This window comes from Streptomyces sp. 17_S59 (genome assembly GCF_056930295.1).
The window spans coordinates 5,504,369-5,521,290 of sequence record NZ_JBXOWD010000001.1 but is presented as its reverse complement, the minus strand read 5'-3'; the positions used below and the strand labels follow the sequence as shown (position 1 = coordinate 5,521,290).

The 16,922-nt window shown below is 69.3% G+C and carries 9 protein-coding genes; 6 read left to right on the top strand and 3 right to left on the bottom strand.

The genetic code is table 11. The features are described from left to right. The first annotated feature begins 9 nt into the window (after window positions 1-9). The 6 genes from pglY (at window position 10) to AC1Z4A_RS25115 (ending at window position 11,902) form a co-directional block, all read left to right on the top strand. The gene (gene pglY / locus AC1Z4A_RS25140) at window positions 10-3,906 is read left to right on the top strand and encodes a BREX-2 system ATPase PglY (RefSeq protein WP_483682126.1); all 3,897 of its coding nucleotides are present in this window, start codon (window positions 10-12) and stop codon (window positions 3,904-3,906) included. Continuing rightward, on the top strand, window positions 3,906-6,821 hold the full coding sequence (gene pglZ, locus AC1Z4A_RS25135; protein WP_483682125.1) for a BREX-2 system phosphatase PglZ: 2,916 nt from the start codon (window positions 3,906-3,908) through the stop codon (window positions 6,819-6,821). Before pglY ends, pglZ begins: the two co-directional genes overlap by 1 nt. A gap of 121 nt (window positions 6,822-6,942) precedes the next feature. Continuing rightward, window positions 6,943-8,295 (top strand): BREX system ATP-binding protein BrxD, encoded by a 1,353-nt coding sequence (brxD, locus tag AC1Z4A_RS25130; RefSeq protein WP_483682124.1) that lies wholly within the window; start codon window positions 6,943-6,945, stop codon window positions 8,293-8,295. 53 nt (window positions 8,296-8,348) lie between these two features. Next, window positions 8,349-10,505 carry a DEAD/DEAH box helicase gene (locus AC1Z4A_RS25125; RefSeq protein WP_483682123.1) on the top strand — a complete coding sequence of 719 codons (2,157 nt, stop codon included), beginning with the start codon at window positions 8,349-8,351 and terminating at the stop codon, window positions 10,503-10,505. A gap of 592 nt (window positions 10,506-11,097) precedes the next feature. Next, the gene (locus tag AC1Z4A_RS25120) at window positions 11,098-11,556 is read left to right on the top strand and encodes an Rv1352/Rv1906c domain-containing protein (RefSeq protein WP_483682122.1); all 459 of its coding nucleotides are present in this window, start codon (window positions 11,098-11,100) and stop codon (window positions 11,554-11,556) included. 199 nt (window positions 11,557-11,755) lie between these two features. Further along, window positions 11,756-11,902, top strand: coding sequence for a hypothetical protein (locus AC1Z4A_RS25115; RefSeq protein WP_483682121.1), 147 nt, complete (start codon window positions 11,756-11,758; stop codon window positions 11,900-11,902). A 197-nt stretch (window positions 11,903-12,099) separates the two neighbouring features. On the opposite strand, the gene AC1Z4A_RS25110 is transcribed toward AC1Z4A_RS25115, so the two are convergent. The 3 genes from AC1Z4A_RS25110 to AC1Z4A_RS25100 form a co-directional block, all read right to left on the bottom strand. Then, entirely contained in the window at window positions 12,100-12,999 is a 900-nt protein-coding gene (locus AC1Z4A_RS25110; RefSeq protein ID WP_483682120.1) for a DUF5655 domain-containing protein, read from the bottom strand. A 307-nt stretch (window positions 13,000-13,306) separates the two neighbouring features. Beyond that, window positions 13,307-14,635 carry a class I SAM-dependent RNA methyltransferase gene (locus AC1Z4A_RS25105; protein ID WP_483682119.1) on the bottom strand — a complete coding sequence of 443 codons (1,329 nt, stop codon included), beginning with the start codon at window positions 14,633-14,635 and terminating at the stop codon, window positions 13,307-13,309. 123 nt (window positions 14,636-14,758) lie between these two features. Beyond that, window positions 14,759-16,822 carry an APC family permease gene (locus tag AC1Z4A_RS25100; RefSeq protein ID WP_483682118.1) on the bottom strand — a complete coding sequence of 688 codons (2,064 nt, stop codon included), beginning with the start codon at window positions 16,820-16,822 and terminating at the stop codon, window positions 14,759-14,761. Between the last annotated feature and the right edge of the window lie 100 nt (window positions 16,823-16,922).

The window sequence follows — 16,922 nt, the reverse complement described above, 5'->3', positions numbered from 1 at the left end:
TAAGACACCATGGCGTTCATGAGCAGGAACAACCCTCGCCCCGAAGACCGCCCGCTGCTGCGGGAGTTGATCGACATCCCGGAGTCGGTGTCCACCTCCGACTTCGTGTTGAAGCTGAACGAAGCGGTCACCCCTGAGGGGGCCGAGGCGGCACTGAAGGACTACGTCGTCACCGACCGGCTGCTCGGCAACTTCGACGAGGCACTCGACTTGATCAAGTCGGCACTGGACAGCCGCTCGTCGAAGGCTGCCTACCTGCACGGCTCGTTCGGCTCCGGTAAGTCGCACTTCATGGCGGTGCTTTACGCGCTGCTGTCGCGGAACCAGACCGCCCGGGCGCGCGGCGACCTCGACCCGGTGCGGGCCCGGCACTCCTGGCTGGATACAGACGACCGCAAGTTCCTGCTGGTGCCGTACCACATGCTGGGCTCCAAGTCCCTGGAGCAGCGCGTGCTCGGCAAGTACGTGGAGCACGTACGCAAGTTGCACCCCGGATGCTCGCTGCCGCAGGTCTACCGGACCGACGGACTCTTCGAGGACTTCGCCGAGCAGCGCCGTCGCAACGGCGACAACCGGGTGATCGAGCAGCTCGCCGACGCCGGCGACGGCCAGGAAGACGAGTGGGGCGACTCCTTCGCCTGGACCACCGAGCTGCTCGACCAAGCAGTGAACGCGCCGGAGGAGCACGAGAACACCAAGGACCTCGACCTGGAGAACCCCTCCACGCCACGGGAACTGCGGGCCCGCCTCGTGCAGGACCTCACCCAGACCCTGTTCCCCTCCTTCTCGCGCAGCGCCTCCGAGGATGCCGACGGGTTCGTCTCGCTGGACAAGGGGCTCGGCATCATAGCCGCGCACGCCAAGTCCCTCGGCTACGACGGTCTCGTTCTCTTCATGGACGAGCTGATCTTGTGGCTGGCCTCCCGCATCCACGACCAGAAGTTCGTCTCACGCGAAGCCGACAAGATCACGAACTTCGTGGAGGGCGGCGACGAGCGGCGCGCCATCCCGGTGGTGTCGTTCATCGCCCGCCAGCGCGACTTGCGTGAACTCGTTGGCGAGGAGATGTCGGGGGCCGCCGAGGCTGCCGTCCAGGACAGCCTGAAGCTCAGTGGCGGACGGTTCGACAAGATCGTCCTGGAGGACCGCAACCTCCCGCAGATCGCGCAGGCCCGTCTGCTCAAGCCCACCGCCCCCGAGGCCGAGGCGAAGGTGGAGGCTGCGTTCGCCGAGGCCAAGAGGCTCGGCCCGGACGTCTGGGACACCCTGCTCGGCCACGACAAGTCCACCACCGGCGCGGACGAGGACGCCTTCCGGCGGACGTACCCGTTCCCGCCGGCGTTCATGGACACCCTGGTGCACATCTCCGCCGCGCTGCAGCGCTCCCGCACCGGCCTGAAGCTGATGAGCCAGCTGCTCGTCGACCACCGCGACGACTGGCGGCTCGGGCAGCTCGTACCGCTGGGCGATCTGTACCCGGCGATCGCGGGCGGCGGTGACAAGGCGTTCAGCGGCGAGACCAGTGTTCACTTCGAGGCCGCCGACAAGCTGTATCGGGACAAGGTTCGCCCGTACCTGCTGAAGACCAACCAGCTCACCGAGGATCAGGTCGAGGCGTACCGGCGTCGCCCGGATGCCCTCGATGACCCGCAGCTCGCCGCCCGTTGCCGCGACTTCACCGGAGACAGTCGGCTGTTTCAGACCCTGCTGCTCTCCGCACTCGCGCCCAGCGTCCCGGCGCTCGCCGATCTCACCCTGGCGCGGCTGCACGCCCTGAACCACGGCTCCATCACCACCCGTATCGCAGGCACCGAGGTCGGTCGGCTCGAGCAGAAGGCGAAGGAGTGGGCGGCGACCTTCCCTGAAATCAAGGTGACCGGTACCGGGCCGGGTGCGGTGGTGCGTCTGGAGCTCACCGGTGTGGACCTGGACGCCGTCCTCGCGAACGCCCAGGTCCACAACAACCAGGGCAATCGGCGTGCCAAGATGCGAGGCCTGCTCAAGGAGGCGCTCGGCGTCAGCGATGGGCCCGGCGGCTTCGACGCGTACGACGTGCTCAACTTGGTGTGGAGGGGGACCGAACGGCAGGTTGAGGTGGTCTTCGGTAACGTCGCCGAGGTCGACTCGCTGCCCGAGGCAACGCTGCGGCCCAGCCAGGACGACGCTTGGCGACTCGTTGTCGACTTCCCGTACGACGAGGGCGAGTTCGGTCCGATGGACGACCTGCAGCGGCTGCGCGCTCTGCGGGAGAAGCCGGGCGGCGACTCGCGCACCCTGGCCTGGCTGCCCACCCACCTGACCGATGCCTCCCGCGGCGACTTCGAGCGCCTCGTCGTTATCGACAAGGCGCTCGCCGACGAGGTCCGCTTCGACTCCGACTTCGCGCGCAGCCTCAACTCCGACGACAAGGCACGCGCCAAGGGCATGCTTCAGTCGCAGCTGGCCATCCTTACCGAGCGCGTCACCCAGGCACTGCGGCAGGCGTACGGACTGGCGCAGAAGCAGGAAGGGGTCGTCGACCTCAGCTTCGATACCCATCTGGTCGCCCAGCAGGATGTCCCCGAGCTGCGGCTTCCGCTCGGCGCCTCCCTGGATGCCGCCGCCCGCGACTTGGCCGGCAAACTGCTCGCCCACCAGTACCCCGCCCACCCTGACCTGGACCCCGACGGCACGGGCAAACCTGTGAAGCCTGCCGAGATCAGGGCCGTCTTCGAATACGTGCGCAAGGCCGCCGAGGACCGCGACGGACAGGTCGAGGTCGACTCCAAGGACCGCAAGACCATGACGCGGATCGCGGGCGGCATCGGGCTCGGCGCCATGCGGGAGGCGTACTACCGGCAGTCCACGGCCTGGCCCGACCACTTCAACGCCCAGGCACGCCGGAACAGCATCGCCGAGCCGACCCTGGTCAAGCTCTCCGACTGGAGCGATCATCCCGAGCCGCGCGGACTGCCCGAGCCCCTGCGCCGACTGCTCGCCGCTGCGTACGCGGAGATGACCGACCGGGTGTGGGTGCGCGGCGGCGTTCCCGTCGAACCCGCGCCGGCACCGCACGAGCTGAAGCCGGACTACGCCCTGCGCGAGCAGCAACTGCCCGACGAGAGCGACTGGGCGGAAGCGCGCAAGCGCTTCGAGACCGTGCTCGGCGACCGGGCGCCGCAGCTGCGGCGCGGGCGGATCGTCAACCAGTTCGCCGGGCAGATCAAGCGAGCCGCCGCCGCGCTCGCCCAGGACGCCGGACGGCTCGTCGGGGAGCTGGAGAAGCATCGCGACTTCCTCCAGCTGAATGACGGTTCACCCCGGCTCGTCCTCGCTCGGCGGGCACAGGAGCTGGTCAAGGAGGTGACGGAAGCGGGCATCGAGGCGAAGACCGTCGTGGAGCGGCTCGCCCGCTTCGACCTCGGCGATTTCACCGCCCACCGGTGCGGCATGTCGTTGAAGAGCGCCGGGAAGGTCGCCAGCGCGCTGCAGAGCACCAGCTGGGACCAGCTGAGCCTGGCCGACACCCTCGGCGTGGACGGCGCGGCCGTCCTGGAGCGGGTGCGGGATGCCGCCGCCGGCGACCCGGGTGACTACCCCGACCTGCCGGGCGTGTTGAACGCCAGCGGCCGGGAGGTGCTGTCTTTGCTGAGGTCTCGCCAGAACACGGCTGACCCCCAGCCATCGCCCACTCCGCCGCCGAGCTCCGACAGCGTGGACTTGAACGGCGGTTCCGCCCACCCGCTGGTGCTGCCGGAGTCGACGCAGCGGCCGGGCCCGCGCACATCGTCGCCGCTCGCAGCCCGCTCCGGCGGCAGGCGGACCACCGCCGCACGGGCCGCCGCCGAACTGCAGGCGGAGATCGCGGCGCTCGCGGCCGAGCAGCCGAATGCCACCGTCGAGGTCATCTGGAAGGTCATCGACTGATGTCCGACACCGTCACCACAGCTTCCGCGACTGCCGGCCCCGCCCGACTGTCCGCGGGAACCGTCCGCCAGTACCTCGCCGCCCGCAGCCGGCTCGGCGACGGCGCGGTTCGCGTACTGCTGCTGCGGGCCGCTCCCATCTGGGACGGGCCCACCGTGCAGCGGACAGCGGGCGGGCTGCAGGCGCGGGTGGCCGTCGCGCCGTCGGTACTGGCCGTGCACGAACAGATCCTGGGCCACCTCGACGCGGCGACGCCTCCCGACCCCAAGGTCCTGGTCGTCCTCACCGACCGCGAGGACACCGACCTCGACCCGGGGCTGCTCGCCCGCGTCTACGGCGGAAGGATACGGTCCGTCGACAACTGGGAGGTCGTACAGGAGGCATTCGACGCGCGCGGTCTCGACGGGCGGCTGCGCAGCGAGACCTGGGCGGCCGAAGCGCTCCTCGACGCAGCGGCAACCCGCGGCTGGCCCTCGCTCGGCAAGGGACTACTCTCCCGCGACGAGGCCCTCACGCGGCTGGCCAGGCGACGGCTGAGGCTCGACCGCCACAACACGGACGCGTTGGGCAGGCCGGCCGCACACGACGACGGAGACCGCATCGACCCCGTCGCACTGTTCCGGTGGACCCTCACCTCCGGCGGCCCCGACCTCCTGCGTGACCTGCGCGGACCGGAACGGGCCGGCCTGACCCGCTTCCTCGCCGAACCCGAGCACGGAGGCTCCACCGGCAGGATCGTCACCGCCTTGGTGGCCGCCGAGCACGGTGCGGACGCGGCCGCATACGCGGTCGTCTGCGCGGCCCTGTGGGAGCACGCAGAGGCCGACCACGACTTGTACCGGGCACGCGGTCGCGCCGAGCGATGGCTCGGCGACCAGCCACCCGCCCAAGGCGACGAACTCGACAGACTCCTGACGTCCTTCGGGCGCAACGGCGAGGCTTACGTCCGCGGCCTCGTCGACCGGGGCGAGCACCGGCTCGCCGACCCGGTCCTGAGCCGGGCCGCACAACTCGTCGCCCAGTTCGGGGCGCAGACCGCCGCCGCTGCCAGCCCGCTGCTCACGGCCGGACTCGACGCCCGCTTCACCGCCGCTGGACGCGCCCTCGCCGCCGGCGGTACCGAGACGGTCACGGCCACCATCACCGCGCTGGCCGAGCACGCCCTGGCCGCCGACGGCGCCACCCACGCCCGTATCGAACGGGTACGGATGGCAGCGCGGCTGCGGCGGTGGCTCGCGTCCCAGCCTGACTCCGACATCGCCTCGGTGGCCGACGGTACCGCCCGCCAGATCCGCGAACTCGGCTGGGTAGACAGGGCATTGGAACACCTGGACGCGGGTGGCGACGCGGACAACGCACTCGCCGACGCCTACAGCCAGATCGGCGCGCAGGTGCAGGCCAAACGCCGGGAGCTGGACCGTGCGTTCTCCGAGCGGCTCGCAGTGTGGACTGCGGACGGCACCGTCCCCGGCGCCATGCTCACCGTGGAAAGCTTCCTGGACCGAGTCGTCGCGCCCGTCGTGGCCTGCCCCGGCCGGCGCGTCCTGCTCCTCCTCGTCGACGGGATGAGCGCAGCGATCGCAGCCGAACTGGGTGAGGAACTGCACGGACACTGGTCCGAGTTCGATCCGCTGCAGGACGCGGCCGGAGCACCGGCCCGGCGTGCCGTGGCCGCTGCGCTGCCCACCCTGACCGCCGTCTCCCGCACCTCGCTGTTCGCAGGCACCCTGATGAGGGGCGACCAGAGCGACGAGAAGCGCCTGTTCCCCCAGCACTCCTGCTGGAACGGGGCCCCGGCAGCCGTCTTTCACAAGGACGACCTGCGCAGCCCCGACACCGGTTCGCCCTTCTCCACCGCTCTCACCGAGGCGCTCGCTGACGGGCACACCCATGTCGCGGTCGTCCTCAACACCGTGGACGACCGGCTCGCCAAGGAGCAGAAACTCGGCGACGGCACCTGGGAGGCGAAGGAGATCGGCGGCCTGGAGCCGCTGCTGCGGGCCGCCCGCGCCAACGACATGACCGTGCTCCTCACCTCCGACCACGGCCACGTGATCGAGCGACGCAGCAGCAAACTCGATGTGACCGGTGCCACCATCGGCTCGGCCCGTCACCGCAACCCCGGTGGTCCCATTACACCGGCCGAGATCGAGCTGGCCGGACCGCGGGTGGTCTGGCCGGAGCCCGGATCACAGATCGTCGCGCTACGGGACCATGACACCCGGTACACCGCGCTGAAGGCCGGCTACCACGGCGGGGCAACCCTCGCCGAGTTCACCATCCCGCTGCTCGCCCTGCTGCCGTTCGGCGCCGAGCCGCCCACGGGGTGGCGGGAGTTGGGCGACCCGGCGCCCTCGTGGTGGGTGGAGAACGCTGAAGCCGGTGCCGAAGCGGAGACCAAGGCCATCGGAGCCGACGCCGGCGCCATGCCCGACACCTCTGTAACGCGGCCACGTCGCAAGCAGACCACGAAGGCAGCCCCGCCCGTATCCGAAGGAGCCATCAGTCTCTTCGGCGAGGACGAGGTTGCGCTCCAGGCAGAACAGGAAACTGCCTCCCCTGCGGTGGAGCCTGTGACCGTACCGGCGTCCGCCGCAGCAGAGAACGCGGCCGCCGCTCTGGTGGAACGCCTCATGGCCACCGAGCTGTACCAGGCACAGCTGGACCTGCTCGCCCGTAAGCCACGCGACAAGACGGCCCTCCCGAAGGCTCTGGCCGCGCTCGTCGAAGCGGGCACCCTGCCGATGACCGCCCTCGCCGAACGCGCCGGCCAACCCGCCACCCGCGCCCCTGGCTTCGCCGCGACCCTGGCCCAGCTCCTCAACTACGACGGCACCCAGATCCTGGAGATCCTCCCCGACAACCGCACCCTGCGCCTGCACCGAGCCCAGCTGGTCGAGCAGTTCGGGCTGTGAACCGGAGTTCTGCGACCGCGACGGGCGGGGCGGTTTGCCAGGCCGCCTGGCCCGCGTGCCGGCGACCCGGTGCTTGCATCGGCCTCCGGCCAGGTGGGCGGCCGGATGGGAGACTGTTCGGGTGAACGCGTTTGGATCTTCAGCATCGGGGGCCGCCGCCCCGGTCGGCGCCGTGCGGCGGAGGGCCGTGGTGGACGCGCTGCGGCGCGGTGCCGTCCCCGAGAGCGGCCTCGACCTGCTCGCCACCGGACTTGGCCGCTTCGAGCAGGCAGTCGACGAGGAACTGGACACCGTCGCCGCCGGCGGCTCGGTGTTCAAGGCCGTGCGCGGCGAATACGGCTCCGGCAAGACCTTCTTCACCCGCTGGCTCGGCGAGCGCGCCAAACGGCGCACCTTCGCCGTGGCCGAGGTGCAGGTGTCGGAGACCGAGACCCCACTGCACAAGCTGGAGACTGTCTACCGGCGACTCACCGAACGTCTGACCACCGCTAGCTTCCCGCCCAGCGCCCTGCGCCCGGTCGCCGACGCCTGGTTCTACGCACTGGAGGAGGACGCACTCGCCGACGGCGCGAGCGAGAGCGAACTGCCGGAGGCCGTGGACAGACTGCTCACCGCCCGCCTGGCCGAAGTCTCCCGACACGCCCCCGCGTTCGCCACCGCCCTGCGTGGATACAAGCAGTCGCTGGACGCGGGCGATGAGGCCACCGCCTCTGCGGTGATGTCCTGGCTCGGCGGCCAGCCGCATGTCGCCGCAGCCGCCCGGCGCAGCGCAGGCGTCCGAGGCGACCTCGACCATTTCGGCGCCTTCGGCTTCCTGCAGGGCCTGCTCACCGTGCTCCGGGACGCCGGGCACGCCGGGCTCGTCCTCGTCCTGGACGAAGTCGAGACCCTGCAACGGGTCCGCTCCGATGCCCGAGACAAGGCGCTCAACGCGCTGCGGCAGCTTATCGACGAGGTCCACTCCGGCCGCTTCCCCGGCCTGTACCTCGTCATCACCGGCACGCCTGCCTTCTATGACGGACAGCAGGGCGTACAGCGCCTCGCACCTCTCGCCCAGCGTCTCGCCACCGACTTCACCACCGCCCCCCGCTTCGACAACCCCCGGGCCGTCCAGATCCGGCTGCCCGGATTCACCGAGGAATCGCTGACCGGCCTGGGCGCCACCATCCGTGACTTGTACGCCGAGGGCTCCCAGTCTCCCGACCGGATCAAGCAGCTCGCCGACGACGCGTACCTCACGGACTTGGCACGGGCCGTGGGCGGGGCTCTCGGCGGAAAGGTCGGAGTAGCACCGCGGCTGTACCTGAAGAAACTGGTAGGCGACGTACTCGACCGGATCGACCAGTTTCCCGACTTCGACCCGCGCACGCACTACAAGCTGACCGTGGGCAGCGGTGATCTCACCGCCACCGAACGGAACTTCGCCGCGCGGGCACTGGCCGCCTCGGCGGACGACCTCGAACTCGAACTCTGAAGACCCATTTTCCAAAGTCCCGAACTCTGAAGACCAGCGCAGGAGTCACAGACGTGCAGGAGCAGCCGCGCGACACCGACCCGGTGGAACGCCTCGACCCGGTAGTCCTGCACCACATCGTCAACACGCTCGGCTGGCCCGATCTGCGCCCCCTGCAGAAGGCCGCCGTGCATCCGCTGATGGACGGCGAGGACGCGGTCCTCCTCGCACCGACGGCGGGCGGGAAGACGGAGGCCGCCACCTTCCCGCTGCTGTCCGCCATGCGTGAGAAGCGTTGGACCGGCACCTCCGTCCTCTACCTGGCCCCGCTCAAGGCGCTCCTGAACAACCTGGTGCACCGGGTCGACAGCTACGCCCAGTGGCTGGGGCGCCGAGCTGCCCTCTGGCACGGCGACACCTCCGAGTCCGTACGCCGTCGCATCCGCATCGAGTCCCCCGACTTCCTGCTCACCACGCCCGAGTCTCTTGAAGCCATGCTCATCAGCGTCAAGACCGACCACACGCACATGTTGGGCCGGGTGCGTGCCGTCGTCGTCGATGAAGTGCACGCCTTCGCCGGAGACGACCGCGGCTGGCACCTGCTCGCCGTACTCGAACGCCTGGAGCGACTGACAGGCCACCGCATCCAGCGCATCGGCCTCTCTGCCACCGTGGGGAACCCCGACACCCTGCTCACCTGGATCCAGGGCGCGAGCCCCGCCAAACGCCCCGGCCGGGTCGTCGCCCCCGGCGTCACTCTGCCCGCCGTTACCAACACCGTCAGCGGCACCGAACTCCCGCGGCCTGCAGGAGAGGTGGAGTTCGACTACGTCGGATCGCTCGCCAACGCCGCCAAGGTGATCTCCGCCCTGCACCGGGGCGAGAAACGGCTCGTCTTCTGCGACTCCCGCAAACAGGTGGAAGAACTCGGCGCGGCACTGCGCGTCCGCGACGTCACCGTGTTCCTCTCCCACGCCTCACTCTCCACCGACGAACGCGCACGCTCCGAGCAAGCATTCGCCGAAGCCCGCGACTGCGTCATCGTCTCCACCTCCACTCTCGAACTCGGCATAGACGTCGGCGATCTCGACCGCGTCATCCAGATCGACTCGCCCAGCACTGTGGCCTCCTTCCTGCAGCGCATCGGCCGCACCGGACGCCGCACCGGAACATCCCGCAACTGCCTATTCCTCGCCACCCGGCCCGACACCCTGCTCCAAGCCGCCGGCCTGCTCACCCTGTGGGCCCGCGGCTGGGTGGAACCCGTCACCCCGCCACCCGCGCCCCGCCATCTCGTCGCACAGCAACTTCTCGCCCTCACCTTGCAAGAACACCGCGTCGGCGACCGGCTGTGGCCCGAGCAGTGGAACGGCCTCGCGCCTTTCGATCAGTCCGCCGCCCCCCTTCTGTCCCACCTGGTCGCAGAGGGCTTCCTCGACAGCGACAGCGGCATGCTGTTCATCGGCCCCGAAGCCGAGAAACACTTCGGCCGCCGACACTTCATGGAGCTGACCGCTTCTTTCACCGCACCCCCCGAGTTCACCGTGCTCGCCGGGCGCACCGAGATCGGCACCACCGATCCCACCGTCCTCACGGAGGAACGCCAGGGCCCGCGCCGACTGCTCCTGGCCGGTCGCAGCTGGCAGGTCACCTTCATCGACTGGGCCCGACGCCGCGCCTTCGTGGAACCCGTCGAGGACGGCGGCATCGCCAAATGGCAGGGCAGCGAAGCCCGCGGCCTGTCGTACGTCCTCACCCGCGCCATGCGCGACGTCCTCCTCGGCACAGACCCCGACGTACGCCTCACCCGCCGCGCCACCGCGGCCCTCGCCGAACTTCGCATGGACCGCGCCCCCCACGAAGTACACCCGGCGGGCACCCTGCTGGTCCACGACGCGGACGCCGCCCGCTGGTGGACCTGGGCCGGGTACCGCGCCAACGCCACTCTCGCCGCCTCCCTCGGCAACCTCGCCGACCCCGTGCAGCGCCCAACCGACACCCACGTCCGGCTCCGCCAGGACCTCTCCCCCGCCGACTGGAAGACCGCCCGCGCCGAACTCCCCGACTCCCTCACCCTGCCCACCGTCGACCCGCGAGCCGTCCGCGGCCTGAAGTTCTCGGTGGCCCTCCCTCCCCGCATCGCCACCACCACCCTCGCCGAACGCCTCGCTGACCTCGACGGCGCCCTCGCCGCGGCCCACGAGCCCGTACGAGTGGAATGGAGTACCTGAACAACCAGGTACGCGGCTCGCCGGTCCTCAGCAACAACCACAGCCCACTCCCGCAAGAGCCCATCAGGGGGCGCCACTCCGGCCTCGCACTTCTCCGCCTGCGTCATCGGGCACACGTCGAGCGACACGCTCCAGTCAGCCGATCCACGTCTCGCGTAGGCGGTTGTTGAGTTCGTTCGACGGCGACAGCGCCAAGGTGGGGCGCGGGTACGGTCAGACAGGTTCGTTCCTCCGCCTGATCTACGCAGTCGGGGCACGAATGTCATAGCGAGACATCGGCCTTGCAGCGAGACCCTCCCGAAGCGGCACCACCAGACCTTTACCCCTGCTTTACTTCGCGCAGACGCTGGATGCGATCATGCAGGTCATGAAGGATGCACGAAGAGTAGTGGCTGCGGTGAGCCTGACGATCTCCGTGATGATGGTCGCTGGGTGTGGGAACGGTGATGGAGCAAGGGCACGACCATCGGAGTCAGCGGCTGCATCGACAGCATCTGTGACACGACCGTCGACGGAGCAGAGGGCCAGCACGTCGCCTCCAACTACACCGGAGGCGAAGCTGAATGCTGAGGCAAAGGCCAAGGGGTGGAAGGTGGCTTCCCTCTACCCGGAGCCGTCCGCCTACGTGAAGGACATGTGCGTTTCGATGGGGGACGACAACCCCGCGATGAAGCAGTCGACTCGGGGCCAGTGGCTAATGGAAGCCCAGGCACCTGACGAGGACGAGGCGAACGTGCTGCGAGCAGGGATGCCGACGCTGTGCCCGAGATGGTGGCCGGAGGTCAAGGAAGCTCTCGGTGGCAAGTTCGTGCGCTGGTATGGCAACGGCACATACAAGGTGGGGTCGGGAACGGGCACTGAAATCATCGCACCCGGCACCTATAAATCGCAGGGCGAGATCCGCAACTGCTACTGGGAACGTACCAGCAAGAGCGGGGACATCATCGACAATAAGGCGGCTACGGCCGCTCAAGAGATGACGGTGACCATCGCCGAGTCAGACGGCAGCTTCACGTCACGGAGCTGCGGTACATGGAAGCCCGCCGGCTGACGACGCACCCCTCAGGCAGTTGTTCCGAGCCGAGCCCCGGGCAGTTCCTTAAGCTCCTGGTCCTGCTACTGATCGCTCTGTGCATCCTGCTTCTCACCGGGCATTACAGCCCCGGGCAGCTCGGAGAGCTCTTGGGGGCACACTGGTGGCTGTTCTGGCCCCCCAGCGCGGTCAGGGTCAGGGCACGAAGCATGTAGCCATGCGGTGGTGGCCTTCGGGCCACCACCGCCAGCGACGCAACCAGCACGGCATCGGGCGTCACCCCGAGCACGCCGCCGTCGAGATCACCGTCGCCAAGATCATTGACACCGTGACGCCGCTGGCATATCGGTCCCCTTACCGATGATGACGGCGGGTCACCTGTGCCAGCTTCCACCCCATGTAGCGCGGGATCGCCGGTTAGCCAAACCGGTGAGCCGCTGGACCATGGAAGTCCACCGCCATCCCCATCGGCCACCACGAAAGGGTTCCGCCACAACACACCCACAACACCAAACAGGCGACGCCCACCCCTACGAGACACAGCCCCAGGGCGCGGTTGCGCTACGCGGCCTCGTAGCTCAGCCGGAACAGGTCTCCGGCGCGCTCCAGGTCCGCCTCGGAGCGCAGGCGCACCTCAAGCGCCCCGGTGCCATGGTGGCCGATCTCCCGTACGTCCCGAGTGAAGCCGGGGACGAGGTCGAGCGTGTCCGGGTCCGCCTTGAGGTAGACGACGACCTCGCGCTGCTGCGTGCGGCCGACACAGGCAAAGTTCTTCAGCCGCCGGTAGGCGAGGTACTGCTTGCGCTCCACCTGCGTCACGTCATCTCCGAGCGCCACCAAGACGTCGTCCAGGGCCGATCGCAGCTCCTCCAGCGGTCCGCCGGCGGCACAGGGCTGCACGCTCGTCATCTCGGCACGATCCCGCTTGCGCACGGCACGCCGCTCCTTGGGCGGCGACGTTACGGAGACGACCGTCTCCAGGGCGAGCAGCTCGTGGCCGAAGTAGCGGTAACGGACGAGGTCGATGTTGCGCTGGATCTCACGGACGGCGTGGACGTCGTACCGGGTGAAGCTCTCCGCGACGCAAATCAGCCTGGGCGCGCTCCACAGCACCTGAGCCGCCGCCGCTGCCCCGAGGCGTTCGCGGACCAGAAGCTGGAACTCGGCCCGGTGGTCGGCCAGCCAGGAAAGGTAGAAGAGACCCTGGGGGAGCACACCTGCGCTCTGTCCACGCTTGTATTCCACGATGACGGGCGAGCCGTTCTCATCCAGGCCCAGCGAGTCGATCCGACCACCGTGCCGGGGACCGGTGCTGTACTCGCTCGCGAGAAAGCGCACGCCCAGCAGCGCCTCCATGTTCCTCTCGACCAGCTCCTGCAGATGCCGCTCACGCACCGCCGTGGCCGATACCACCTCTGCCGCGCCACCACCCGCGACGTTGAACAACCTCAGACTCGACACCCGTCCCCCTTGTCCTCGCGGATCACAACGATCCGCGAGGGCAGGATTGTTTCCGGAGGCGTGAGCGCACGTCAAAGGACTTCGGGAACAGCGTCGTGCACCCTTGGGCAGGCCCTTCGCCCTGCCCAACACAACCGCCCGCCGACCGGACTCAAAGCCCAGTCGACGGGCGATTTTGTGCCCTCTGACCACCCTCCCGACGAGCGTCACACGAGCGTCAGGAGAGCGTCACGAGCGTCATTTCAGCGTCAGAAATTCGCCCCTAACGCCCATAGCGCACATAATGCACACCAGGTAAAACCGCAGGTCAGATGCGGTTTCCCGTGGGCTTGAGGATCGCGACGCACTCCACGTGATGGGTCATCGGGAACAGGTCGAACGCCCGCAGCTTCACCGGCTCGTAGCCCTCCTCCGCGAAGTACTTGAGGTCCCGCGCCAGGGCCGCCGGGTCGCACGCCACGTACGCGATGCGGCGGGCGCCCAGCGTCGCCAGATGCCGCACCGTCTCCTTGCCCGCACCAGCCCGCGGCGGGTCCAGAACAATAATGTCGGCGCTGTCGATGCGGGTGCGCGGGAGGACAGACTCGACCTTGCCCTGTTCGATGCGGACGCGGTCCAGGTCGCGCAGGTTGTGGCGGGCATCCTCCACCGCGCGCTTGCCCGACTCGATGCCCAGCACTGCGCCCTTCTCCCCCACGCGCTCGCCCAGGGCGCCCGCAAACAAACCCACGCCGCAGTAGAGATCGAGGGCCATGTCGCCCTTGCGCGGCATCAGGCCCTGCATGACGGCCTTGACCAGGGTGTCGGCGGCCTGGGGGTGGACCTGCCAGAAGCCGCCGGCGCCGACGCGGTACGTGCGGCCGTCCGAGCGCTCGCGGACGAAGGCGCGGCCGTGGACGGGGTGGACCTGCTTGTCGCGCTCGCCGATGCGCATGACGGAGACCGGCTTGTCGAGTTCGACGATGGGGAGGCGGCCGCCCGGCTTGGGGGTGAGGATGACCTGGCGGTCGTTGGAGCCCGTGGCGGCGATGGCCTCGACCGAGGCGATCTGGGGCCACTCGCGCTTCTCGATGCCGAGCTCGGTGACGCCCGGGGCCGCGATCATGCAGTGGTCGATGACCTGGACCTCGTGCGAGCGGTGCTTGCGCAGGCCCGCGTGGCCCTCGGCGTCGATCGCGTACTGGACGCGGGTGCGCCAGGCCGGGACCTGGCCCGCCGGGAGCTTGTCGCCCTCCGCCGGCATCACCGTACCGTCCCAGCCGGCCTCCTCCGGGGTGAGGCCCGCGAGGCGCATGAGCTGCTCGGCGATGACCTCGCCCTTGAGACGGCGCTGGGCGCCCGGCTTGGCGTGCTGCCAGTCGCAGCCGCCGCACTTGCCGGGGCCGGAGAAGGGGCAGGGGGCCGGGACGCGGTCCTTCGACGATTCCAGGATCTTCACCGCGTCCGCGCGGAGGAAGCGGGACGTTTCCTCGCCCTCCGTCACCTTCGCCACCACTCGCTCGCCCGGGAGCGTGTGGCGGACGAACAGGACGCGGCCCGAATCCGTGCGGGCCACGCAGTGGCCGCCGTGGGCCACCGGGCCGACCTCGACCTCGTACTCCTGGCCGACCAGCGATGCGTCGGTTTCGTGCTGCATGCGGGTCGACTCCAGAAAAGAAAAGGGGTGAGGCGGGACAGCCGTTCAGTTTACGTGCTGTCCCGCCTCATCAGCGACATCAGGTGACGTCACAAGTGCTTCACAAGCGCCTTGGCGCCCGTGTCACTTCTTTGTCGTCGCCTTTTCCTTCTTTTCCTTCTTCGGCTGCGTCACCGGGCCCCGCCGCACCGAACCCGGCGCGTTCCACTCCGCCCGCTTGCGGGCGCGTCGCTTCGCGGCCTCCGAGGAGTCCAGCTGCCAGGGCACCGAGGTCACCATCACGCCCGGCGTGAACAGCAGGCGGCCCTTCAGGCGCAGCGCGCTCTGGTTGTGCAGCAGGTGCTCGTACCAGTGGCCGACCACGTACTCGGGGATGTAGACGCTGACCGCGTCGCGCGGGCTCTCCTTGCGCAGGCCCTTGACGTACTCGATGACGGGCCGGGTTATCTCGCGGTACGGCGAGTCCAGGACCTTCAGGGGGATGTCGATGCCGCGCCGCTCCCACTCCTCCTTGAGCGCCTTGGTCTCGGTCGCGTCGACGTTGACGCTCACGGCCTCCAGCGTGCCGGAGGACCGCATCAGCTTGGCGTACGAGACGGCGCGCAGCGTGGGCTTGTGGATCTTCGAGACGAGGACGATGGAGTGCACGCGGGAGGGGAGCACCATGTCGTCGCCGCCGTCCTCCTCGGCTGCGATCTCCTCGGCGACCCGGTCGTAGTGGCGCCGGATGGCGGTCATGATCGCGTACCAGCCGACCATGCCGATCACCGCGACGTACGCGCCGTGCGTGAACTTCGTCAGCAGGACGACGACGAGGACGAGGGCGGAGAAGATCATGCCGAAGGCGTTGATCGCCCGCGCGCGGTGCATGCGGCGCCGGGCCGCGGGGTCGGTCTCGCCGGCCAGGTGGCGGTTCCAGTGCTTGACCATGCCGCCCTGGCTGAAGGTGAACGACACAAAGACGCCCACGATGTACAGCTGGATCAGCTTGGTGGAGTCGGACCCGAAGGCGTACACGAGCGCGCCCGCGAGCAGGGCGAGCAGCACGATGCCGTTGGAGAACGCGAGGCGGTCGCCGCGGGTGTGCAGCTGTCGCGGCAGGTAGCGGTCCTGGGCGAGGATCGAGCCGAGCACCGGGAAGCCGTTGTAGGCGGTGTTCGCGGCGAGGAAGAGCACCATGGCCGTGGCGGCGGCGAGGAAGACGAAGGCGACCGAGCCGTTGCCGAAGACGGCCTCCGCGACCTGGGCTATGACGGGGTTCTGGTTGTAGTCGGCGCCCGCCGGGCTGCCGTTGATCAGCAGGTCGGTGGCCGGGTTCTCGGCCATCTTGACCTTGGTGGTCATGGCGAGCGCCATGATGCCGACGAACATGACGATCGCCAGGACGCCCATCAGGGACAGGGTGGCGGCGGCGTTCTTCGACTTCGGCTTGCGGAAGGCGGGCACGCCGTTGCTGATCGCCTCGACACCGGTCAGCGCGGCGCAGCCGGAGGAGAAGGCGCGCAGCAGCAGGAAGACGAGCGCGAAGCCCGCCAGGCCGGCGTTCTCGGCGTGGATCGTGTAGTCGGCGGTGGGGGCGCGCATGGTGTCGCCCATCACCAGGCCGCGGAATCCGCCCCAGAGAACCATCAGGATCACGCCTCCGACGAAGGCGTAGGTCGGGATGGCGAAGAGGGTGCCGGACTCCTTGACGCCGCGCAGGTTCATGACCATCAGCAGGGCGATGATCACCAGTGCGCAGAGCACCTTGTGCTGGACGGCGAAGGGCCAGGCGGAGCCGAGGTTCTCCACGCCCGAGGCCACGGACACCGCGACCGTGAGGACGTAGTCGACGAGCAGCGCGCTCGCCACGGAGAGCCCGGCCTTCCGGCCCAGGTTCTTGGTGGCCACCTCGTACGCGCCGCCGCCGCCCGGGTAGGCGTGGACGGTCTGCCGGTAGGAGGCGACGACCGTCACCATCAGGGCGACGATGGCGAAGGTGATCCAGGGGCTGTAGTGGTAGGCCGACGCTCCTGCCACGGACAGGACGAGCAGCACCTCGCCCGGCGCGTACGCCACGGAAGAGAGGGGGTCGGAGGCGAAGACGGGGAGCGCAATGCGCTTGGAGAGAAGGGTCTCTCCCAGCTTGTCGCTGCGCAGCGCCCGGCCGATGAGGATCCGTTTCGGCAGGTCGGTCAGTTTGGACACGCAGAGGATCGTAAGCGTTTCGCGTGAACGTCGCCCAACCGGCTACCCGCGGGAGCCCGGATGCGTTAAGGGCTCGTTAAGAAGCCCCCTGATCGGCTCC